The organism is Klebsiella sp. SWET4 (assembly GCF_024296565.1).
Taxonomy (GTDB): domain Bacteria; phylum Pseudomonadota; class Gammaproteobacteria; order Enterobacterales; family Enterobacteriaceae; genus Klebsiella; species Klebsiella variicola.
The window spans coordinates 67,808-88,144 of the sequence record NZ_JANCOB010000007.1; the positions used below are offsets into that span (position 1 = coordinate 67,808).

Below are 20,337 nucleotides of genomic sequence, written 5' to 3' on the forward strand. Positions count from 1 at the left end.
CCTCAGCGTGTCTGGCACAGTCCGGAGACGGTTTTCACCGTATTCAGACTCTGCTGTGGGTTATCCGGAAGTTGAAAATGCAGCGTGCAGCTCTGCGACTGGTTGTTAACGACCCAGCTCACCGCCAGGGTCCCCTCCTGCGGCACGCCGCTGAGGTACACCTGCCCACCGTCGGCCACCATGCCGCCCGGCGCATTGCCGCTCTCCTCCGCCGTGACCAGCCGCGCGCTGGCGCCAAACGGCAACGGCCCCTGGGCATTGCGCAGGGTAAACAGCACCCGGTTGCCAATGTGGGTCCGGTAGTTGGCCATCACCACCGCGCCGCCGCCGGGGATCACGGTCTGCCCCTCCTGATCGACGTCGGTATCGTCGGCCATCGACTCTGTGTCGAGGGTAATGACATTTTTTCGATAGGCGGTCAGGGATGGCACCACGGCATAGCCGCGCCAGTCGGTGTGCACATTGTTGCCGTTTTGTACCGCCACCCCAGCGGCCCCCGGCGCGCGGACGATGGCGAAGCTCTCGCCCACCGTCTGGCCGAAGGTGACGCCGTGCGGATGCGCGACCACCGAGCCGGCGCCTCCCCAGGTCAGCTGGTTGCTGGCGGCGTCATGACGATAGCCGAGCTGGGCGTTGCCGAAGCCGCCGTGGTAATCCAGCGCGACGCTGCTGTTGCTGCCTCGCCCCTGGTTGCCATAGCCCTGCTGGACCGAATAGAACAGATTTGGCCGCGTCGGCACCGCGCCATACAGCGAGACCTGCTGCGAGGTATAGCCATTGCTGTCCGAGGTGGTGTTATAGCTTACCGCGCTGTCGGACAGCGGGCCGCCCAGCGGGATGTTGATATTAAATGACCAGGAACGGTCATTTTTTTCCTGATTGCTGGCGCGGGTGTAGTAATAGCCCACGCCCCAGGAGATCCCCTTCCAGGCGCTGTAGAACCCGAGGTGTACCGTCTCATCCCGGCTCTGCCGGTGCCAGTAATCCTGCGACCAGGCGGAGATCGCCAGACTGCCGAGGCCGCCAAGGCTTTGTGTCACCGACAGCTCTTCCCGGCGACGCCGGTTGTCCACCTGCCCCTGCGCGCTTTCCAGCGCGCTGGCTTCGGCAAAATCGTAATAGCCGCTGGAGGAGTAGCGGTAGCTGGCGAGGCTGAATGAGGTCCCCGAGCTGACAAAATCTTTCTGATACTGGGCACGCAACGAATGGCCCGCGTAGCGCTTGCCCGACGGCGTGCGGGTGACGGCCTGGGTCACGTCGCCTCCCAGCGACCCGAACTCGCCGAAACCGCGCCCCAGGCCCAGCGCCCAGGACTGATAGTCCTGGGCCAGTTGCGTACCGCCATAGAGAGTAAATCCCGCCGACAGACCGTAGAACAGTGTTCCCTGCAGGAATTCCGGCGAGCGGACGGTATCCGCCCCCGAATGGTAGCGCCCGGCGCTAAGGCTGAATTTGCCGCGCCCTTCGCGCAGCATAAAAGGAACTGCGGAATAGGGCTGAGTAAAGGTGCGCACCGAACCATTGCTCTCGGTCACCTTCACCTCCAGATCGCCGCTCTGCGAGGTGGGGTAAAGATCGCTGATGGCAAATGCCCCCGGCGACACGAAGGTTTCGTAGATCACATACCCGTGCTGAGAGACGGTCACTTTGGCATTGCTGTGCGCCACGCCGCGGATGGTGGGGGCAAAGCCGCGCTGGCTGTCCGGAAGCATCTCATCGTCAGACATCAGCTGGACGCCGCGAAAGGGGATGCTGTCAAACACATCGCCGGTGGTGTAGGTATCGCCGATCCGCAGCAAGCTCTTCAGCGAGCGGACGTCGCGCTGCAGCCAGGTGCTCTGGGTATCCCAGTGCCGGCGCTGCTGGTCGTACTGCATTGAGGAGACGTTGCGCAGCCGCCAGGCGCCCAGGTTCACGCCGCTGCGTAAATTGAGGTAGTTTGAGCGGCTGCTCTCCCCGTCATCGGCGTTCTTTATTTGCGCGCCGGAAAAATAGTAATCGACAAACGCGGCCGGCACGCCATCGTCCCAGCGCGAGGGATCGACATAGCCGCGGCTTTGCACGTTCATCGCCGCCTGGGGAATACTCAGCGTCAGGCGCTGGTTAGCAAAGGTGAACCGACTGCTGGCGTCGGGAATAAACTTCTCGATCCGGGTGAAGGTTTCTCCTTCATGCAGCGTTTGAAAGGCGGGAAAGGCGCTGACGTTGACCCCATAATCCGCCAGCTGACCGGGCGTCAGCACCGGCTGCAGCTTCCCGCCATCGTCAACAAACGTAATATCAGCCTGACCCAGCTCCTGATCGTTAACCACCACGGTGACAGAGTAAGTGCCCGGCTGCTGCCCGCCGGGTTTGGCGAAGTAGTGCAGGTCGGAGGTTTGCTGCTGCGGGTCGGCAAACTCCAGCGCCGCCGGGTCAAAATAGTCGTCGGCCAGCGCCCGGTTCAGCGGGCTGAGACAAAACATCATCGTCGGCACTGTCGCCAGCGCCAGCGCCCGTCCTGCGGTCACTGGCATTGCGGCATACTCCCGCACCTTCGCTGTTGTTGTTCTTTTCATGCTGGCGCCGTCCGGTCATGTCATCACAAAAGGGAATTACTGCTGGGCGAAATCGCTGACGCCACCGTAGTCGTTAATCGCCCGCCATTTGACGGCGCCGTGCCCGCTCACCGGCCACGTTTTCTGGCCGAACGGAGCCACCATGCCTGGCTCATCGATGCTCTGCCCGCCCACCGCGACGGAGTAAAAAGAGACAAAATAGGGAGTGGGGTTTGCCACCGTCAGATGACCGCCGGACTGGGTAAACTTCAGTTGCTGCCAGGCTTTTGCCGGGTCGCCTGCCAGACCGTTGGGGCGATAGAAAATTTTGAATTTCGACTTAATATTGACCTGCAGCTTATTCACCTCGCCCTGCGGCGTCGGAGAAATACTTTTGACGTTCAGCCAAAACACCGACTCACGATCGTCGGGCAGCGAGGCGCCAATAAAGTTAATACGCAGAACGTTATTCTGCTCCGGATCGAGACGGAACAGCGGTGGGGTCACAATAAAGGGCACCTTGCTCTTGTCATTTTCCGCGTAATTTTCCACCCACGACTGCACCAGATAGGGTGTGTGAGTATCGGCATTGGTGACTGAAATAGCGGCTTCACGCTTCCCTTCCTGATAAATCACACGGGTTCCCCCCATGACAATACCGGCCTGCGCTGCCGTGGAGCACAGCAGAAAAGCCGCAACGGCAATTATTTTCTTCATCATTAATAACCATCAGGTAAAGGTTGAACAGACAATAAAATAAAGCTGTGAATAACAGAGCCAGTCACCATTGAGATAATTAGCAGGAACAACAATATCGTCACGAATATATATCGCGACGGCTTCGCCATTAATTTTTCAACAGACTGCTAGGGATCCAGACGCAATGGACTGGCTCTGAATAACGCGCAATATGCTTAGTTATAAATCATATTGAAATTAGCCGTACCGTTGGCGTCACCTGCCGTCACGGTCGCCCCGGTAGAGACATAATCGGCGTAAAACTCGAGGTCGGCAGAACCGGTGCTGCCGCTGGAACCCGGAGTGACCGCTTGTTTGGCGGTCGTTTTACCGAGGCTAACCGCCGTCGTCTGATCATGCTCATACAGCTTAATCGCTACGCCGCTGGCGCCGCCGCTGTTGATGGCCAACAGGGAGGTATCCGTCTGTTCGCGCGCGCCATCAAACAGCACAGCGACCGTCGTCACGCTGGCCGGGCAATCTTTGACTTTGATATGGAAGGATGTTTTGGTGGTTTCGGAGCCGGTACTGGTAAAATAGTTGCTGGCCCATTTGCCCAAATCCACCGTCTGGCCGGTTGAACCGCTGTCGACGTTGCAGGAGCTGTCGGTGATTGACCCATTGAAGTTGACCTGCCCGCCGGCGCCTTGCGCACTGGTTCCTGAGTTTGGATTAATCGTGTTTGCCGCAGTCGCCTGGAAGGTTACGCCCGAAACCAGCGCGCCCATGAGAATTGCCATAATACGAAGTTGGGTTTTCATTATTTATCTCATCGTTAACGAATATATCGCACAGTCATCGGCAATAGCGCTTGGCTATCGCGAAGCTGCTCATCAGTTCCTCCTTGTAAATGTTCATTGCGTTCCTTCCGCAGGATAGTAGGCACACGCCCTCTCGCTCTGCTTTATTCCGTCAAAAGGTGACCATTAATAAAAAACAGAAGCTAAAAAAGTTATTTTGGTGTGCGAAATAAATATATTACCGCACCTACCAAAAGGCAACCCGGCACAATGTTACGAATAAGTTAATGATTATCAGAGGCATAAAATTTATTTTTGAAATGCCTTTTCAATGTTAATTTACATATCTATACAAACGGCAATAAAACACTTTCAAACAACAACAGATCAAAACCATTAACAAATTTAAAGATAATTACTCAAAAAGTTGTCTTGTTTTATTGTGCTTCCGATCGACAGCACAGGAAAATTAGGAATTTTCCTGGTATTAATATTCATCATTTCTACATAAATGAAGCACAAGTGTCCGCCTCACTGCGCATAATTTCTTGTTGTGGAACCCTTTTTATTTTCAAGTGAAAGATATTACATCAGCCGTGTGAATGTGTTGGTCATGCCGCTCAATAAAGCCGGCTAAATAGCAGGGTTATTTTGCAGTTAAAAAAAATCCGCAACCCGGACGGATTGCGGACAGAGGTTGGAACAGAAGCGCGGGGTTGTATTTAGAACAGACCCAGCGGCGCGGTGCCGTAGCTCACCAGCAGATTTTTGGTTTGCTGATAGGCATCCAGCGCCATCTTGTGCGTTTCCCGGCCAACGCCAGACTGTTTATAGCCACCGAACGCCGCATGCGCCGGGTAGACATGATAGCAGTTGGTCCATACGCGGCCGGCTTTAATCCCGCGGCCCATGCGATAGGCGAGGTTGGTATCCCGCGTCCAGACCCCGGCGCCAAGGCCAAACTGGGTCTCATTGGCGATGGTCAGCGCTTCCGCTTCGTCCTTAAAGGTGGTCACCCCGATCACGGGCCCAAAGATCTCCTCCTGGAAGCTGCGCATATCGTTGCGGCCTTTAATCAGCGTGGGCTGAATATAAAAACCGTTATCCAGCGCCGGCGCGATAGCCGCCCGCTCGCCGCCGGTCAGAATTTGCCCGCCCTCTTCCCGCGCAATCTGAATGTAGGAGAGGATCTTATCGAACTGCTGGCGGGAAGCCTGCGCGCCGATCATGGTGTCGGTATCTAACGGGTCACCACGGCGGATCTGCGCCACCTTCTCCATGACCCGCGCCATAAAGGGCTCATAGATGGATTCATGGATCAGCGCCCGCGACGGGCAGGTACATACCTCCCCCTGGTTGAAGAAGCCAAGCACCAGTCCCTCCACCGCCTTCTCAATAAACTCCTCTTCTCCCTCCATTACGTCGGCGAAGTAGATGTTGGGCGATTTGCCCCCCAGCTCGACAGTGCAGGGGATAATATTTTCCGCCGCGCAGGCGAGAATATGCCGCCCGACCGGCGTGGAGCCAGTGAACGCCAGCTTGGCGATACGCTTGCTGGTGGCCAGCGCCTCGCCCGCCTCTTTGCCGAATCCCTGTACCACGTTAAGCACCCCGGCCGGGAACAGATCGCCGATCAGCTCCAGTAGCAGGGTAATGCTCAGCGGCGTCTGTTCAGCCGGCTTGAGCACCACGCAGTTACCCGCCGCCAGGGCCGGGGCCAGCTTCCACGCGGCCATCAACAGCGGAAAGTTCCACGGGATAATCTGCCCGACCACCCCCAGCGGTTCATGGAAATGATAGGCCACCGTCGTTTCGTCAATCTCGGCGGTGCTTCCCTCCTGGGCGCGCAGGCAGCCGGCGAAGTAGCGGAAATGGTCCACCGCCAGCGGCAGGTCGGCATTCAGGGTTTCGCGGATCGGTTTCCCGTTGTCCCAGCTCTCCGCGACGGCCAGATACTCCAGGTGCTGTTCAATACGATCGGCGACCTGTAGCAGCAGCCTGGAGCGCTGCTGCACTGACGTTTTACCCCACGCCGGCGCCGCACGGTGAGCGGCATCGAGGGCGAACTCAATGTCTTTGGCGTCCGAGCGGGGAAATTGCGCAATGTTGCTGCCGTCGACCGGGGAGGTATTCATAAAGAATTCACCGCTCAGCGGCTCGACAAATTTACCGTCAATGAAGTTGCCGTAAGCGGATTTAAATGAAACCAGGGCGCCGGGCTGGCCAGGATGTGCATAACGCATCGCAAATCTCCTTCTGTAGGGTTGAGACGCGGCGGCATATTGATTTTTTAAACTTGCCGCCGAACGCTTCTCACTTTGCAGGGGTTATGCCAGTTTTTAATTGCCAATAATTTATATTATTTATTAATGGGTTAGGGTTATCTCTTTACCAGGCTGGCAGGCGCTGTCGCACAGATGTCCACTTCTGTGTTGCAAATCGCAACACCAAATAAACCAAATGGCTACAATATTGCAACACAGCAACATCGACCCTGAGGTGCCCTGTGCCAGGTAATCCCTATCTTCTCGCACCAGAGGTTAACGCTAACCCCCTGCTCAGCGACTCGTGGTCTCGCTGCCAGCGCTATGGTCTGGATCCCGCTACCGAGGATTTTCCCCGTCTGCGCGCCGGGGAGCTGGCAGACCGGCTCGCCAGCCACCGCAGCCTGCAGCAGCTGGCGCAGCCGGTGGTGGATGCCCTGTCGCGCCAGGTGGCGGACCTGCAGTCGGTAGTGGTCCTCTCCGACCCCAGTGGCCTGGTCCTGCACACCGTCGGCGATACCCAGGCGATGCAGAAGGCTCAGCGCGTGGCGCTGGCCCCCGGCAATCTGTGGAGCGAAAGCGGGCGCGGGACCAACGCCATTGGCACCGCGCTGGTCATTGATGACGGCTGCGAAATCGATGGCCGCCAGCATTTTCTTACCCGCAATCAGAATCTGTACTGTGCGGCGATGCCGCTCCAGCGGCCGGACGGAAGTATTGCCGGGGTGCTGGATATCTCCGGCCCGGCGGATTTTCCCCACCAGCATACCTTCGGCTGGGTGAAGGCGGCGGCAAAGCAGATTGAGTATCTGTGGGTGAAACAGAGCCTGCATCCGGAGCAGTGGCTGATGAGCCTGCACCGGCAGGTGGACAAGCTCGACAGCGTCGAGGAGCTGCTGCTGGTCTTTTCTGACAACGTCCTCACCGCCGGCAACCGACTGGCGATGCGCGAGTTCGGCCTGAGCGCGGCGCAGTTTGGCCAGCTCACCTTTGCGTCGCTTTTTCCGACGCTGGCGCAAAGGGCGGTCAGCGTCCCGCTGCCGCTGACCACCCCGCAGGGCCGCTATCACTATCGCCTGCGGGAGCCCACCCGCCGCCGGGTGGCGGTAAGCGCCCCGCCGGTCATGCATCTCCCTTTCACCAGCCCGCGCGAAGGCGAAAAGCTGCTGCGGCTGCTCAACGCCGGCATCGCGCTCTGTATTGAGGGGGAAACCGGCAGCGGCAAGGAGTATGTCAGCCGTACGCTGCATCAGCACAGCCGCTGGCGCAGTGGCAAATTTGTCGCCATCAACTGCGCGGCCATCCCGGAATCGCTGATCGAATCCGAGCTCTTCGGCTACCAGCCGGGGGCATTTACCGGCGCCAGCAAAAACGGCTATATCGGTAAAATCCGCGAGGCTGAGGGCGGGGTACTGTTTCTCGATGAGATCGGCGATATGCCGCTGGCGCTGCAGACGCGGCTCCTGCGGGTGTTGCAGGAAAAAGAGGTGGCCCCGCTGGGCGCCAGCCGCAGCGTGCCGGTGAATTTCGCCTTGATCTGCGCCACCCACCGCAATCTGACGCAACGGGTCAGCGCCGGCGAATTCCGTGAAGATCTGCTGTGGCGCCTGCGGGAGTATGCCCTGGCGCTGCCCCCGCTGCGCGAGTGGCCGGCGCTGGAAACCTTTATCGCCACGCTGTGGCGCGACCTGGGCGGTGTTTCACGCCGGGTGACGCTTTCAAATGCACTGCTGGTCCACCTCAGCCAGCTGCCGTGGCCGGGAAACGTGCGCCAGCTGCAGAGCGTCCTGAAGGTGATGCTGGCTCTGGCCGATGAGGGCGACACGCTGACGCCCGACGCGCTGCCGGAGGCGTATCGCACCGCGCCTGCGCCGCTGCCGCGCGGAGGATTGCAGGCCCATGACGAGCAGTTGATTGTCGATACCCTGGCCAGCGTTAATGGCAACGTCAGCCGGGCGGCGCAGATACTGGGTATCGCCCGCAGCACGCTATACCGCCGCGCCGCCCGTACCGGACGGCCTCGTCGCTGAGGCTATGGCGTAAAGCGCGCCGGCAGCCAGGAGAACATCCGCCGGCTGACGGCCTCGCACAGCAGCACCAGCCGTGGGCCGACCGCCTGCCAGACCCGCTTCGCCACGATGACCCCGCCAATGGAGACCAGGGCTGCGCCCACCATATCCAGCGGAAAATGCACCCCAAGATAGATCCGCGACCAGGCCACCGGCAGCGCAGCCAGCAGCATCAGCAGACCAGGCGCCCGCAGGCGCAGCGACAGCAGCGCAAACGCGGCGCTGAACATCACCGTAGCGTGATCGCTGGGGAAGCTGTTATCCGCCGGATGACTTATCCAGGTATGGCCGAGGGGGATCATAAACGGCCGCGGATGAAACCAGAGCGTCCCGCACACCATCCCCAGCCCGAGGGAAATCATCACGGCCAGGGTCATAAACAGCGCCTGGCGGTGTCCCTCACGACCACCGAGAAACCACAGGCCGAGCGCGATCGCCGGCATCATAAACACGATGCCGCTGGCGCAAAAACGGGCCAGCGACAGCAGGCCCTCCGCGGCGCCAGGCTGCGCGTTAAGCGCGAAAAAAACAGATTGATTCAGGGTTTCCAGGGCGTTCATGGCGATAGCTCTCAGTCGTCATCTTTCTGTCATTATCGCCCGGTCGCCTTAAGATACCCTTAACCGCTGGGCGGTGTGCTTTTAGCAAGGCGCAGTCCTTCCCGCAGGGCATCGATCGCCACCCGCGTTTTTTGCGGCAGCCACGGCCCCTCCGGCCACACCGCGTGGATAGCGAAACGCACCTGAGCGCTGGGCGCCAGCACCTGCTGCAGCGTCCCGTCGGCGAGCGCCTGCGCCACCAGCCAGTCCGGCAACCAGGCGATGCCCATCCCCTGCTGCACCGCCGCCGCGATGGCGGCAAAATCATCCTGTACCAGCCCCGTCTGCGGACTGAAGCGCACTTCGCCCTGCTGCGGGTCGTACAGTTGCCATTTTTGCAGTTGGCCGTTGTGCAGATAGCCGAGGGTGCGGTGCTCGCTCAGCCCGGCGATGGTCTGCGGCGCCGGCTGGCGGCGCAGGTACTCTACCGCCGCGCACAGCACCATGCCATGCTCCCCCAGCGCCCGCGCCCGTAGCGACCCGGTATCGGCCAGGTTTCCGATACGCACCGCAAGATCAAACCCCTCCTCCAGCAGATTGACCTGCCGGTCGCTGTAGTGGAGCTCGAGCTTCAGTAACGGATAGCGCTGGCTCAGGCGGAATAGCACCGGCGCCACGCAGCGCTGACCAAAGAGCACTGGTAGCGAGATCCGCAGCCGCCCCTGCACCTCGCCCTTCCCGCGCTGGAGCGCCTCTTCGGCCTCGCGGATGCGCGCCAGCGCTTCCCGGCACTGGTGGTAAAATTGCTCCCCCTCTTCCGTCAGCAGTTGCCGACGGGTAGTGCGCTGGAATAACGCCACGCCGAGGCGCGCTTCCAGCCGGGCAATGGTTTTACCCACCGCCGAACGCGTCACGTGGAGGATCGCCGCCGCGCTGGCAAAGTTACCGCTCTCGACCACGGTAACAAACACCGGGATCGCGTTCAGATCGTCACGCACAAATTGGTTCCTTACGGGATACAATAGAGGAAAATAATGTCACTCCAGAGAGAAAAAAGACAGTGTTAGTCTCTGCCTCTCCCCTTCACTTGAGGCACTCATCATGGCTAACGTTCTGGTATTAAAATCCAGCATTAATGGCGAAACATCCCTGACCAATCAGCTGATTAACGAATTTCTCGCGGCGCGCCGGGCAGCAGGACACCGCGATCGGCTCACGGAACACGATCTCAGCGCCATGGCGCTGCCAACGCTGGATCGCCCCCTGTTCGCCGCCCTGCGCGGGGCGGCGGATCCGCAGCCAGCCATCCGCGCGGCGGTTGCGCGCTCCGACCAGTTTATCGCCGAATTAAAAGCCAGCGATCTGCTGGTGATCGGGGCGCCGATGTATAACCTCAACGTCCCGACCGACCTGAAGAAATGGTTCGACCTCGTGGCGCGGGCGCGGGAAACCTTTCGCTACACCGACAGCTGGCCGCAGGGGCTGGTCGAGGGCGTTCGGGCGGTGGTCGTCAGCAGCCGCGGCGGTATTCACCAGGGAGAGACCACCGACGCCATCACCCCCTATCTGCGCGCGGTACTGGGGCTGATGGGGATCCATGAGGTGGAATTTATCTATGCCGAAGGGCTGGACAATCGTCCGCATGGTCGCGACGCAGGGATCGCCAGCGCGCGAGCGCAGATTGCCCAGCTCGCCGTTCCGGCCTGAGTCACAGATAAAAAGTGCTGGCGCAGGGGATGTTTTTATTTTAGAGTTATCTAAATTTAGAAAAAGCTAAAATATATGACCACACCTGAAGACCTGCAGGCCCGCGCCGGAGAAGCCGCCGCGCTGATGAAAGCCATGAGCAATCCTCACCGATTGCTGATCCTGTGCATACTGTGCGATGCGCCGCGGGCCAGCGCCGGTGAACTATCGCGCGCTACCGGCCTGAGCCCTTCCGCCACCTCGCAGCACCTTGCGCGGATGCGTGACGAGGGGCTGATCGACAGCGAGCGCGATGCCCAGCGTATCCACTATTTCATCACCCACCCTGCGGTACAGCAGGTGATCAACACGCTGAAAACGCTCTATTGCCCGTGAGGATCCTATGACCATCGCTACCTTAACCCCGGCCGAAGCCCGGGCGCTGATTGCCCAGGGCGCCAGACTGATTGATATCCGTGATGCGGATGAATACGCGCGCGAACATATTCCCGATGCCGAACTGGTGCCGCTGGCCAGCCTGACCAACGGTGCGACCCTCAATGCCCGGGCCGGAGAGACAGTCATCTTTCACTGCCAGGCGGGTTCCCGGACGCAGAATAACGCGATTCGCCTGGCCGCCGCCGCCGCACCGGCGCAGGCAAGCCTGCTGGCCGGGGGGATTCAGGGCTGGAGGGCCGCGGGGTTCCCGGTTGAGGAGGATAAATCCCAGCCGCTGCCGCTGATGCGCCAGGTACAAATTGCCGCTGGCGTCCTGATTTTACTCGGTGTACTGCTGGGCTATACCGTGAGCAGCGGCTTCTTCCTGCTCAGCGGCGCGGTCGGCGCCGGGCTCACCTTCGCCGGGGTGACCGGCTTTTGCGGCATGGCGCGTCTGCTGGCGATCATGCCCTGGAACCGGCGTCATGAGGGTTAAAACGCACTCCAGATAAGCCAGGCAATGCCGCCGAACAGCAGCCATTTAACGATGTAATAGACCGTCTTATTCCATTTTTTCAGCCGCTTGCCGACAATGCGGATCTGGTAGATATAGCGAAACGCCCGGTTAATCCCGCCAATGCGATCGCCGGTATCATTGGGCGCCGAGGCGGCGCTCATCAGATGACGTCCCAGCCAGTGGTTCACCTGCTGCGCCCAGCGGTAGCGCATGGGCCGTTCAATATCACAGAACAGAATCAGCCGATTCTCACCGCTGGTATTTTCCGCATAGTGAATATAGGTCTCATCAAACAGCACCCCTTCCCCATCGCGCCAGCTGTAGCGCTGGCCATCCACCTCGATAAAGCAGCGGTCATCGTTCGGCGTCGCCAGGCCGAGATGAAAGCGCAGCGAACCGGCGTAGGGATCGCGGTGGCGCGGCAGACGGCTGCCGTCTGGCAGGGTGGCGAACATGGCCGCTTTCACCGACGGGATATCGCGCAGTAGCGCGGTGGTGTGTGGGCAGAGCTGGCTGGCGGAGGGATGGGCCTCCTCATACCATTTCAGATAAAAACGTTTCCAGCCGGTTTTAAAAAATGAGTTAAATCCGGCATCGTTATATTTATCGGCCGCTTTAATCTGCTCCAGCTGCTGAAGGTGGAGACCTTCATCGCGAATTACCTGCCAGTTCTGCTGCAATATCGCCAGCTCGGGAAACATCTCCGGGCGCAGATATGGCGTATTCGGCACGCGGGAAAATAAATACATAAATCCATTCAGCGGAGCAGTAAATGTTGAATGATCGGAGAGCTGTCGCCAGAAACGATAGCGCACCCGCCCGCGATAATGGACATACAGAACAGCAATAACAATGATCAATAGAACGATATACTTCATGGTGTCTTTCCTGACCTGATTGATGGTAACCCTACCCTCGCCGTCCCCCCTTCTCAGCAGCGGTATGGCGCCAGCAAAACATTAACAACATTAATACATATACCCCCAAATTGTTTTAACAAAAAACAGCACAGCCAGTGTTCACTGGCCAGTCGTTGAGCTATGGTTGAGGTTCATCCAGGATGTTAACCGTGAGGAGTGAATGATGTTTTCTGTCGGCGATCTGGTACAACCGCGTGCGGGTGGACCAAAACTGAAAGTGGTTGAAGTACAGGGAGAACAGCTGGTGGTGGTTCAGGCCGCGCAAGAGCAGGGCGAGCGCTATACGCTGAACTCAGAAGAGGTGACGCCATACCAGGAAGAGGGCGACTTTGGCGTCTGCTAAAGCCCCTCTCCCGGAGAGTGATAAGGCCGGACGGAACGGCGGGTCTCCCCCACTGTCCTGATACCGGCCGGATCGGCTTTAAATGAGGAAACTGTCCAGCGATTTGCCCTGAGCAACCGCCTGAGCAATCGGCTTCGGCATTCTTCCCTGACCGGTCCAGGTTTTTTCTGCGCCAGTATGATCGGTATAACGATATTTCGCCGGGCGCGGTTGCCGCTTTTTCCCTGCCGCCATCGACGGCTGAATATCGGCCACGAGGTCGTCAGGAGAAATACCGTCGGCGCGCATCAGCTCAAGCCAGGTATTCACTTTTTCCTGATATTCCGCCTGCTGCTGCGCCGCCAGCTGCTGTTGCGTACGTTTTTCTTCAGTGACGATCCTGAGCTTTTCCAGCATCTCTTCAAGCACGTCAATGGAGAATTCACGGGACAGGGTACGCAGTGAACGGATATTATTCAGTTTGTGTAACATTAAAGACATAAAATTAAGAAATCCCAGATAACCAATTAAAAGATACAACGCGGCAAGTGTAATGGAAACACTTATTTATTTCCAGCCTTCGGTTGTCCAGATAAATATATTATGCAAAGAGTAAACCTTTTCCGCCTGCCCTATATCGGCAAATCCCCGGTTCTTTTTCGCCAGCGCAGGCCAACAAGACCATGAATAAATAAAAGCGGCGGATGGTAAGATATGAAAATATATTCAGCAGGCGATATTACCTTTATGGTCAGCGGTTTATCCTCTTATCGTCGGCGGATGCGCAGGCCCTCTCCACACGGCCTAATGAATAGTTACCCAGCCAATCAGAATAAAACGCCACACGTCATTTTAGAATTTTTCACCACAAAAACCGGCATAATGGCATAAAAACATCTTAACGAGACCTTCATCACAGGCTCACGCGATTTTGCGCCACAGCGGGCGGTCAGACGCCGCCTCCCTGGTCAGATATCATGCAAAAACGTCAAGTAACCAACTGAAATTAAACACATTTAACAAAACCAGCAATAAAAGTAGCGTAACGGGCAGAAAACCAACTGTCGCAGAGTATTTTATCGACAAAAAGACAATAAATAAAAATTTATAGCTAGTTGCCACTTTTAATGCAGAGATATACTCTACGCACATCAAAACAGGCAGCCCAAAAACGCTATACCAACGCGCATTTTTCGGCGTTATTGACTTCATTTTCGAGGAGCACTCCGATGTTCTCTGCGCACTCCCGCTTGCGGCATGCGGTTGCAGACACCTTTGCGATGGTGGTTTACTGCACCGTCGTCAACATGATGATCGAAATTTTTCTCTCTGGTATGACGTTTGAGCAGTCGTTATCGTCGCGCCTGGTGGCGATCCCGGTCAACATTATTATTGCCGTGCCCTATGGTTTTTATCGCGACTTTGCGATGCGTCAGGCCCGGCGCATTAGCCCGGCAGGCTGGATGAAAAATATGGCCGACGTGCTGGCCTACGTCACTTTCCAGTCGCCAGTGTATGTCGCAATATTGTGGAGCGTAGGTGCAGACTGGCACCAGATTGTCGCTGCAGTGAGCTCAAACCTGGCGGTATCGATGATGATGGGCGCTGCTTACGGCTACTTCCTCGACTATTGCCGCCGCCTGTTCCGCGTGGCCCCCTACCAGCAGGCGAAAGCCTGACCGACGCTATTCCAGCGACTGGCCCTGCCAGTCGCTCTCTCGCCAGCCTGCTCCGCCCCGGTCTTAACCGTCGTATTAATTTGTCGACATCGCCGGCTGGGCTTCGCCAAATAGTCCATTCAGAAAACGCTCAAGCGCCATCCGTGAGCTAAATCCGTGCGGAATACCATAATGCTGCTGCGCATCTCCGGCTAAATACAGCGGAAATTGTTCATAATGGTCGCAGGTTTTGATATCTGAGGCCGGTTCGGCCAACATATTGCTACGCTCTTTTAGCGCTGGATGAATAATTAACGCTGTCCGCCCCATGCGCGCTTCGCGGTTCACATAAACATAATTATCGCCTCGGCGATAGCCGTACGCTTTTTGCGTCACAACATCCATGGTGAAGCCGGCTTTTTCAAGAACACGCGCCACCTCATCGGGTCTTAAATACATACTGATTCCTCGTTATCTTTTACCGCACATTGACCTTACCTTATTCGTTAAGCGCAGTGCTTTCGGAATATTCCAGAAACCACAGCAGTAAGCATAATTCAAAATCTTGTCCTACACTTACTCACTCGATGGAATTAAGGGAGATAACGATGGCTAACCATGTGAACCGCAACAATTTTGACGAGAATGCTGAGGATATCCATAACGATGTCAGTCAATTAGCGGATACGCTGGAAGAGGTGCTGAAATCGTGGGGCAGTGACGCGAAAGAGGAAGCCGAAGCGGCGCGCGTTAAAGCTCAGTCGCTGCTGAAAGAGACCCGTGCCCGCCTCAATGGTCACAACCGGGTGCAGCAGGCGGCGCTGGATGCCCGTCAGGCAGCCTGTGATGCGCTGGGCTGCGCCGATACCTACGTGCGCAATAAACCCTGGCACAGCGTCGGCGCCGCAGCCGCCGTCGGGGTATTTATTGGCGTATTGCTCAATTTACGTCGATAATAGAGACAGCGTCAGCTTCCGCGCGCGCCTGGCGAGCGGAAGCCCGCGAGCTTCACGGAATCTAATGAAGATAACAAATACGCGTCAGCCCCTGCGCGCCTCTGGCCGCAGGGGTTTTTTATGCGCCATCGTTCGCGATCGCCTCTCTAAGCCGCCGGGCCAGCGCATCGGCCATCGCCGCTGAGCGAATATTGGTAAAACTCATCAGTAATCCCCCCTCGCCTGCATGACGAAGACGCCAGTCGCTCAGCGCCTGCACCGCCAGCCCGGCCTCAACCGCCTGCCGGGCCAGCAGGCGATCGTTGCCGCTGACCGGCATGACCAGCTGAATGCCCCCCTGTTGGGGCGTGACCTGAAAGCCCTGCGCCTGCAGGGCCGACTCCAGCCACTGTCGGCGCTGGCTATAGCTGGCGCGCATTTTTTTCAGATGACGCCAGAAATGTCCCTGCTGGATAAAATCCGCCAGCGTCTGCTGCCACAGAGTAGGAACGGTGCAGGGCTGGCGCTCCGCCGTCTGATGAAAACGCGCCGCCAGCGGGGTCGGCACCACCAGCCAGGCGGTGCGCAGCGCCGGAAACATCGACTTACTGAAAGTGCCGGCGTAGATAACCCGCTGCGGCGCATCGAGGCTTTTCACTGGCGGCAGCGGTTTGCCGTGATAGCGAAACTCACTATCGTAATCGTCCTCAATAATCCACGCGTCGCGCGCTGTCGCCCACGCCAGCAGCTGGCGACGCCGGGGCAGCGACAGCGCGACCCCCAGCGGGCTCTGGTGTGCCGGGGTGAGCAGGGCAAACCGCGCTTGAGGGTGATGCCGCAAGCCCCAGCCAACATCCATTCCTTCGTCGTCCACCGGGATCGCATCCACCACCAGCTGCCTGGCCTCAACGACCGGGCGGATAAAGGGATACCCCGGATCCTCCATCCACATATGCTGCCCCGGCTGCGCCAGCGTACGCAGGATAAGATCCATGGAGGTAGCATAGTTGCCGGTAATCAGCACCTGCTCCGGCTGGCAGTCAATACTGCGCGACAGGCGCAGATACTCCACGATCGCCTGGCGCAGAAGCGGGTCGCCGCCGGGATCGCCGGGGGCAAGGTCGAACCGCGACTGCGTCCGCAGCCGACGACCCATCACTCGCGCCCACAGCCCGCGCGGAAAGAGATCCAGCGCCGGCAGCCCCATCTGAAAGGGCAACGGGTCCGTCGAGGCGGCTGATTGCGCTGGCGTTACCGGCGCCAGCTGGCGCGGACTGAGCCGCTCGCTGACAAAGGTCCCCGCCTGCCCACGCCGCTCAAGCCACCCCTGGGCGACCAGTTCACCCCAGGCGTTTTCGATAGTCGCCCGGGAGACGCCCTGCTCCTGGGCAAACACCCGGCTGGCGGGCAGACGGCTGCCCGGGGTCAGTTCGCCCCGTTCAATTGCCGATTTCAGCTGGCGGGCAATACGCTGATAAAGAGGGAGGTGGATCGCTTCCATTATGGTCTGCTTTTTTCATCACAATATGGCTATCTTTTGCAGTCCATTATAGTGCTATTTTGGCTGCCGTCTTAGAGAGGAGAACACCATGAGCCAATTACGTCAGCCATTCAGTGAACTGAGCCCGGAAGTCTATAAAGGGCTGGTACAGGCCAGCATCGCGCTGGAGAAAAGCGAGCTGGGCAGCGCCCTGGTAGAGCTGGTTTATTTACGCGTCTCGCAGATCAACGGCTGCGCCTTCTGCCTTGAGAAGCACAGCCAGGCGCTGCGCAAGGGCGGTATGGCGCAAAGCAAACTGGATGCCCTGGCGGGCTGGCGGGTAAGCGCCCACTTCACACCTGGCGAACGCGCAGCGCTGGCGTGGGCCGAGTCGGTCACCGACATTGCCGCCAGCCATGCGGAAGATGACGTTTACCTGCCGCTGCGCGAACATTTTACCCCGCGTCAGATAAGCGATCTGACCTTAGCCATCAGCCTGATGAACGCTTTCAACCGACTCGCCGTCGCCATGCGTCTGTAGTTCCGCACAGCCTTCCCCCTCCTCCGCCGAATTGTCCCGGCGGGGGATTTCCTTGCTAAAAACGCTATATATTGAGTGGTTGAACTTTCAAACAACTACATCTAGTATTTCCTTATCGAATGACCCACAACGTTCGACGCTGCGTTTAGCGCCGTGCTGTTATCTTAAATGGAAATACGAATCATGCGCATTATTATTTACACTCGAAATGACTGCGTGCAGTGCCATGCCACACGGCGAGCCATGGAGAGCCGAGGACTGGCCTTTGAAATGGTGAACGTCGACCAGCAGCCGGATGCAGCTGACACCCTGCGCGAGCAGGGATTTCGCCAGCTGCCGGTGGTGATCGCCGGTGAGCTACGCTGGAGCGGCTTCCGCCCGGATATGATCAATCGCCTGCGCCCCTCCGTCACGGCGGCCAGCGCATGAGCCTCATCGTCTACTTCTCCAGCCGTTCGGAGAATACCCATCGCTTTGTGCAGCGCCTGGGGCTGCCGGCGGTGCGCATTCCGCTGAACGAGCGCGAACATCTCCAGGTAGACGAACCCTATATTCTCATCGTTCCCAGCTATGGCGGCGGCGGTACGGCCGGCGCGGTACCGCGTCAGGCGATCCGCTTTTTAAACGACGTGCATAACCGCCAGCTGATCCGCGGGGTGATTGCCGCTGGCAATCGCAACTTTGGCGACGCCTGGGGGCGTGCCGGGGAGGTCATCGCGCAAAAATGCGCCGTGCCCTATCTCTACCGCTTCGAGCTGATGGGAACCCCCGACGATATCGACAACGTGCGTAGAGGAGTCAGCGAATTTTGGCAACGACAACCGCAGAACGTATAACCGCCGCGGCGGATTTTCACGCCCTCAACGCGATGCTGAATTTGTACGACAGCGAGGGTCGCATCCCGTTTGAGAAAGATCGCCAGGCGGTGGAGGCCTTTATGACCGCCCAGGTCCGGCCCAACACCCTCACCTTTGCCAGCCAGGAGGATAAACTCACCTGGCTCGTCCGCGAGGGCTATTACGATCCGCAGGTGCTGGCCGGCTATGACCGCGCGTTTGTGCTGGCATTGTTCGCCCATGCCCGGCGCGCCGCGTTTCGCTTTCAGACCTTCCTCGGCGCCTGGAAGTTCTATACCAGCTACGCGCTGAAGACCTTTGACGGCGAGCACTACCTCGAGGATTTTGCCGATCGCTGCGTAATGGTGGCGCTGACGCTGGCCCAGAGGGATGAGCAGCAGGCGCGGCAGCTAATGGAAGAGATGCTCAGCGGCCGCTTCCAGCCCGCGACCCCCACCTTCCTCAACGCCGGCAAGCAGCAGCGCGGGGAGCTGATCTCCTGCTTCCTGTTGCGCATTGAAGATAATATGGAGTCCATCGGCCGGGCGGTTAACTCGGCGCTGCAGCTGTCGAAGCGCGGCGGCGGCGTGGCCTTTTTACTCTCCAACCTGCGCGAGGCCGGGGCGCCGATCAAGCGTATCGAAAACCAGTCCTCCGGGGTGGTGCCGGTGATGAAGATGCTGGAGGACGCCTTCTCCTATGCCAACCAGCTTGGCGCCCGCCAGGGGGCGGGAGCGGTCTGGCTGCATGCGCACCATCCCGATATTTTGCGCTTCCTCGATACCCGGCGTGAGAATGCCGATGAGAAAATCCGCATCAAAACCTTGTCGCTGGGAGTGGTGATCCCCGATATCACCTTCCAGCTGGCAAAAGAAGACGCGCAGATGGCCCTGTTCTCGCCGTATGACGTCGAGCGGCTGTACGGTAAACCCTTCGCCGACTGCGCCATCGGCGATCTCTATCCGCAGCTGGTGGCCGACGAACGGGTCCGCAAGCGCTGGATCCGCGCCCGCGACCTTTTCCAGCGCCTGGCGGAGATCCAGTTTGAGTCCGGCTATCCGTACATCATGTTTGAAGATACCGTCAATCGCGCCAATCCGGTGGCCGGACGGATCACCATGAGCAATCTGTGTTCGGAAATTCTGCAGGTCAGTACGCCATCCACCTATGATGAGAACCTCAGTTACGCCCATATCGGCGAGGATATCTCCTGCAACCTCGGCTCGCTGAACATCGCCCATACCATGGACTCGCCGGATTTTGCCCGCACTATCGCCACCGCGGTGCGCGCCCTGACCGCGGTATCCGATATGAGCGACATACAGTCGGTTCCCTCGGTGGCGGCCGGCAATGCGGCCTCCCACGCCATCGGCCTGGGGCAGATGAATCTGCACGGCTACCTGGCGCGAGAAGGGATTGCCTACGGCAGTCCGGAGGGGCTGGACTTCACCAATATCTATTTTTACACCGTGACCTGGCATGCCCTGCACACCTCGATGCTGCTGGCCCGCGAGCGCGGCCAGCGCTTCGCTGGCTTCGAACAGTCACGCTACGCCAGCGGGGCGTACTTCGACAAATATCTGCAGGAGGAGTGGCAGCCGAAAACCGAACGGGTGCGCGCACTGTTCGCCCGCGCCGGTATCCCCCTGCCCGACCGGGAAAGCTGGCGCCAGCTGCGCGACGATGTCATGCGCTATGGCATCTATAACCGTTATCTGCAGGCGGTGCCGCCCACCGGGTCGATCTCGTACATCAACCATGCCACCTCCAGCATTCATCCGATCGTCTCGAAGATTGAGATCCGCAAAGAGGGGAAGACCGGGCGGGTGTACTACCCCGCGCCGTTTATGAATAACGACAATCTGGCCCTTTATCAGGATGCGTACGAGATAGGGCCCCAGAAGATCATTGACACCTACGCCGAGGCGACGCGCCACGTCGATCAGGGGCTGTCGTTGACGCTGTTCTTCCCGGATACCGCCACCACCCGCGATATCAACAAGGCGCAAATCTACGCCTGGAAGAAAGGCATTAAGACCCTCTACTACATCCGTCTGCGCCAGCTGGCGCTGGAAGGCACTGAAATTGAAGGCTGCGTGTCCTGCGCACTGTAAGGA

At 58.6% G+C, this 20,337-nt stretch carries 20 protein-coding genes and 1 pseudogene; 11 read left to right on the top strand and 10 right to left on the bottom strand.

Annotated elements, in window-relative coordinates; genetic code table 11:
• Nucleotides 1-2: 2 nt before the first annotated feature.
• From NKJ21_RS16740 to NKJ21_RS16755, 4 genes are all read right to left on the bottom strand, one after another.
• Nucleotides 3-2,516 carry a fimbria/pilus outer membrane usher protein gene (locus tag NKJ21_RS16740; protein WP_012967384.1) on the bottom strand — a complete coding sequence of 838 codons (2,514 nt, stop codon included), beginning with the start codon at nt 2,514-2,516 and terminating at the stop codon, nt 3-5.
• Between the two features lie 78 nt (nt 2,517-2,594).
• On the bottom strand, nt 2,595-3,257 hold the full coding sequence (locus NKJ21_RS16745; protein ID WP_072124516.1) for a molecular chaperone: 663 nt from the start codon (nt 3,255-3,257) through the stop codon (nt 2,595-2,597).
• 194 nt (nt 3,258-3,451) lie between these two features.
• Nucleotides 3,452-4,036: a fimbrial protein gene (locus NKJ21_RS16750; RefSeq protein WP_016161669.1), complete on the bottom strand. Its 585-nt coding sequence runs from the start codon at nt 4,034-4,036 to the stop codon at nt 3,452-3,454.
• A gap of 701 nt (nt 4,037-4,737) precedes the next feature.
• Nucleotides 4,738-6,258 (bottom strand): aldehyde dehydrogenase family protein, encoded by a 1,521-nt coding sequence (locus tag NKJ21_RS16755; protein WP_008806123.1) that lies wholly within the window; start codon nt 6,256-6,258, stop codon nt 4,738-4,740.
• Nucleotides 6,259-6,521: 263 nt separating this feature from the next.
• On the opposite strand from NKJ21_RS16755, the gene NKJ21_RS16760 reads away from it, so the two are divergent.
• Complete coding sequence (locus NKJ21_RS16760; RefSeq protein ID WP_016161670.1) at nt 6,522-8,309, top strand: sigma-54-dependent Fis family transcriptional regulator; 1,788 nt, start codon at nt 6,522-6,524, stop codon at nt 8,307-8,309.
• 2 nt (nt 8,310-8,311) lie between these two features.
• Here NKJ21_RS16760 and NKJ21_RS16765 read toward each other — a convergent pair whose 3' ends face one another.
• Together NKJ21_RS16765 and NKJ21_RS16770 are read right to left on the bottom strand one after the other, a co-directional pair.
• Nucleotides 8,312-8,908 carry an undecaprenyl-diphosphatase gene (locus NKJ21_RS16765; RefSeq protein ID WP_008806125.1) on the bottom strand — a complete coding sequence of 199 codons (597 nt, stop codon included), beginning with the start codon at nt 8,906-8,908 and terminating at the stop codon, nt 8,312-8,314.
• Between the two features lie 59 nt (nt 8,909-8,967).
• Entirely contained in the window at nt 8,968-9,885 is a 918-nt protein-coding gene (locus NKJ21_RS16770) for a LysR family transcriptional regulator (RefSeq protein WP_039102456.1), read from the bottom strand.
• 103 nt (nt 9,886-9,988) lie between these two features.
• Between NKJ21_RS16770 and NKJ21_RS16775 the strand changes: the two genes are divergently transcribed.
• The 3 genes and pseudogenes from NKJ21_RS16775 to NKJ21_RS16785 all read left to right on the top strand — a co-directional run bounded on the left by NKJ21_RS16775 (nt 9,989) and on the right by NKJ21_RS16785 (nt 11,523).
• A complete protein-coding gene (locus tag NKJ21_RS16775) occupies nt 9,989-10,594 on the top strand; it encodes an FMN-dependent NADH-azoreductase (protein ID WP_109909934.1) in 606 nt (201 codons plus the stop codon).
• 75 nt (nt 10,595-10,669) lie between these two features.
• Complete coding sequence (locus NKJ21_RS16780) at nt 10,670-10,969, top strand: helix-turn-helix transcriptional regulator (RefSeq protein WP_012540804.1); 300 nt, start codon at nt 10,670-10,672, stop codon at nt 10,967-10,969.
• A gap of 7 nt (nt 10,970-10,976) precedes the next feature.
• Nucleotides 10,977-11,523 (top strand): annotated as a pseudogene (locus NKJ21_RS16785) (rhodanese family protein).
• Here the strand turns inward: NKJ21_RS16785 and lpxO are convergent.
• Complete coding sequence (gene lpxO, locus NKJ21_RS16790) at nt 11,504-12,406, bottom strand: lipid A hydroxylase LpxO (RefSeq protein WP_012540802.1); 903 nt, start codon at nt 12,404-12,406, stop codon at nt 11,504-11,506. The pseudogene NKJ21_RS16785 and the gene lpxO sit on opposite strands and share 20 nt — an antisense overlap.
• A gap of 205 nt (nt 12,407-12,611) precedes the next feature.
• Between lpxO and NKJ21_RS16795 the strand changes: the two genes are divergently transcribed.
• A complete protein-coding gene (locus NKJ21_RS16795; protein ID WP_012540801.1) occupies nt 12,612-12,791 on the top strand; it encodes a hypothetical protein in 180 nt (59 codons plus the stop codon).
• A gap of 78 nt (nt 12,792-12,869) precedes the next feature.
• Here NKJ21_RS16795 and stpA read toward each other — a convergent pair whose 3' ends face one another.
• A complete protein-coding gene (gene stpA / locus NKJ21_RS16800) occupies nt 12,870-13,271 on the bottom strand; it encodes a DNA-binding protein StpA (protein ID WP_012967380.1) in 402 nt (133 codons plus the stop codon).
• A 728-nt stretch (nt 13,272-13,999) separates the two neighbouring features.
• On the opposite strand from stpA, the gene alaE reads away from it, so the two are divergent.
• The gene (gene alaE / locus NKJ21_RS16805) at nt 14,000-14,449 is read left to right on the top strand and encodes an L-alanine exporter AlaE (protein ID WP_008806131.1); all 450 of its coding nucleotides are present in this window, start codon (nt 14,000-14,002) and stop codon (nt 14,447-14,449) included.
• Nucleotides 14,450-14,524: 75 nt separating this feature from the next.
• Here the strand turns inward: alaE and NKJ21_RS16810 are convergent, their stop codons facing one another.
• A complete protein-coding gene (locus NKJ21_RS16810; RefSeq protein ID WP_008806132.1) occupies nt 14,525-14,887 on the bottom strand; it encodes a DUF2002 family protein in 363 nt (120 codons plus the stop codon).
• A 149-nt stretch (nt 14,888-15,036) separates the two neighbouring features.
• Here NKJ21_RS16810 and NKJ21_RS16815 point away from each other — a divergent pair, with 149 nt between their 5' ends.
• Entirely contained in the window at nt 15,037-15,384 is a 348-nt protein-coding gene (locus NKJ21_RS16815) for a DUF883 domain-containing protein (protein ID WP_002914293.1), read from the top strand.
• Between the two features lie 118 nt (nt 15,385-15,502).
• Here the strand turns inward: NKJ21_RS16815 and NKJ21_RS16820 are convergent, their stop codons facing one another.
• Nucleotides 15,503-16,864 carry a PLP-dependent aminotransferase family protein gene (locus tag NKJ21_RS16820; RefSeq protein ID WP_022065773.1) on the bottom strand — a complete coding sequence of 454 codons (1,362 nt, stop codon included), beginning with the start codon at nt 16,862-16,864 and terminating at the stop codon, nt 15,503-15,505.
• A gap of 88 nt (nt 16,865-16,952) precedes the next feature.
• Here NKJ21_RS16820 and NKJ21_RS16825 point away from each other — a divergent pair, with 88 nt between their 5' ends.
• The 4 genes from NKJ21_RS16825 (at nt 16,953) to nrdE (ending at nt 20,334) form a co-directional block, all read left to right on the top strand.
• Nucleotides 16,953-17,384: a carboxymuconolactone decarboxylase family protein gene (locus tag NKJ21_RS16825; RefSeq protein WP_012540797.1), complete on the top strand. Its 432-nt coding sequence runs from the start codon at nt 16,953-16,955 to the stop codon at nt 17,382-17,384.
• A gap of 183 nt (nt 17,385-17,567) precedes the next feature.
• Nucleotides 17,568-17,813, top strand: coding sequence for a glutaredoxin-like protein NrdH (gene nrdH, locus NKJ21_RS16830; protein WP_012540796.1), 246 nt, complete (start codon nt 17,568-17,570; stop codon nt 17,811-17,813).
• On the top strand, nt 17,810-18,220 hold the full coding sequence (gene nrdI / locus NKJ21_RS16835; RefSeq protein ID WP_101827397.1) for a class Ib ribonucleoside-diphosphate reductase assembly flavoprotein NrdI: 411 nt from the start codon (nt 17,810-17,812) through the stop codon (nt 18,218-18,220). The genes nrdH and nrdI overlap by 4 nt, the downstream gene beginning before the upstream one ends.
• On the top strand, nt 18,193-20,334 hold the full coding sequence (nrdE, locus tag NKJ21_RS16840) for a class 1b ribonucleoside-diphosphate reductase subunit alpha (protein WP_016161677.1): 2,142 nt from the start codon (nt 18,193-18,195) through the stop codon (nt 20,332-20,334). The genes nrdI and nrdE overlap by 28 nt, the downstream gene beginning before the upstream one ends.
• The last annotated feature ends 3 nt before the right edge of the window (nt 20,335-20,337 follow it).

What these genes read in the sequence shown, in the direction of transcription:
- NKJ21_RS16740 (WP_012967384.1), bottom strand. Translation starts at nt 2,516, where the DNA reads ATGCCAGTGACCGCAGGACGGGCGCTGGCGCTGGCGACAGTGCCGACG.
- nrdI (WP_101827397.1), top strand. Translation starts at nt 17,810, where the DNA reads ATGAGCCTCATCGTCTACTTCTCCAGCCGTTCGGAGAATACCCATCGC.
- lpxO (WP_012540802.1), bottom strand. Translation starts at nt 12,406, where the DNA reads ATGAAGTATATCGTTCTATTGATCATTGTTATTGCTGTTCTGTATGTC.
- NKJ21_RS16795 (WP_012540801.1), top strand. Translation starts at nt 12,612, where the DNA reads ATGTTTTCTGTCGGCGATCTGGTACAACCGCGTGCGGGTGGACCAAAA.
- NKJ21_RS16745 (WP_072124516.1), bottom strand. Translation starts at nt 3,257, where the DNA reads ATGATGAAGAAAATAATTGCCGTTGCGGCTTTTCTGCTGTGCTCCACG.
- NKJ21_RS16750 (WP_016161669.1), bottom strand. Translation starts at nt 4,036, where the DNA reads ATGAAAACCCAACTTCGTATTATGGCAATTCTCATGGGCGCGCTGGTT.
- stpA (WP_012967380.1), bottom strand. Translation starts at nt 13,271, where the DNA reads ATGTCTTTAATGTTACACAAACTGAATAATATCCGTTCACTGCGTACC.
- NKJ21_RS16765 (WP_008806125.1), bottom strand. Translation starts at nt 8,908, where the DNA reads ATGAACGCCCTGGAAACCCTGAATCAATCTGTTTTTTTCGCGCTTAAC.
- NKJ21_RS16780 (WP_012540804.1), top strand. Translation starts at nt 10,670, where the DNA reads ATGACCACACCTGAAGACCTGCAGGCCCGCGCCGGAGAAGCCGCCGCG.
- NKJ21_RS16810 (WP_008806132.1), bottom strand. Translation starts at nt 14,887, where the DNA reads ATGTATTTAAGACCCGATGAGGTGGCGCGTGTTCTTGAAAAAGCCGGC.
- NKJ21_RS16775 (WP_109909934.1), top strand. Translation starts at nt 9,989, where the DNA reads ATGGCTAACGTTCTGGTATTAAAATCCAGCATTAATGGCGAAACATCC.
- NKJ21_RS16825 (WP_012540797.1), top strand. Translation starts at nt 16,953, where the DNA reads ATGAGCCAATTACGTCAGCCATTCAGTGAACTGAGCCCGGAAGTCTAT.
- NKJ21_RS16815 (WP_002914293.1), top strand. Translation starts at nt 15,037, where the DNA reads ATGGCTAACCATGTGAACCGCAACAATTTTGACGAGAATGCTGAGGAT.
- NKJ21_RS16820 (WP_022065773.1), bottom strand. Translation starts at nt 16,864, where the DNA reads ATGGAAGCGATCCACCTCCCTCTTTATCAGCGTATTGCCCGCCAGCTG.
- NKJ21_RS16755 (WP_008806123.1), bottom strand. Translation starts at nt 6,258, where the DNA reads ATGCGTTATGCACATCCTGGCCAGCCCGGCGCCCTGGTTTCATTTAAA.
- nrdH (WP_012540796.1), top strand. Translation starts at nt 17,568, where the DNA reads ATGCGCATTATTATTTACACTCGAAATGACTGCGTGCAGTGCCATGCC.
- alaE (WP_008806131.1), top strand. Translation starts at nt 14,000, where the DNA reads ATGTTCTCTGCGCACTCCCGCTTGCGGCATGCGGTTGCAGACACCTTT.